Annotated in this window: 1 pseudogene; it reads left to right on the top strand. The window is 42.1% G+C overall.

Going from position 1 to position 290, the window contains the following annotated elements:
- Positions 1-290: pseudogene (locus LRP50_RS25625) on the top strand (hypothetical protein); the annotation flags it as partial.

Genomic DNA, 290 nt, shown 5'->3' with positions numbered 1-290 from the left:
TTTTTCACCGAAGCCCATGCCTGCGTATTACTTGAAAGACGATGACACAGTGGCCTCTTCAGAAATACTCGACATCAATGATACCTATATGGACATTGGCGCACGTTGCCAAGGCAAAGCATTTCAAGTTCAACTGGGGCATATATGTATCAATGCCGTTGGCTTCTTTACTTTGATTGTACTTATCTATGGCGGCTTTATTTATAGCGGTTCATTTTTCGATGCCCTCCTAAAAGGTTTCAGAGAAATAGAGGCTGTCCTCTATATATTTTATGCCGTATTCGGTGGAG

It is taken from the genome of Enterovibrio gelatinilyticus (assembly GCF_028683095.1).
Classification (GTDB): domain Bacteria; phylum Pseudomonadota; class Gammaproteobacteria; order Enterobacterales; family Vibrionaceae; genus Enterovibrio; species Enterovibrio gelatinilyticus.
This window is presented reverse-complemented; position numbering and strand designations above follow the sequence as displayed.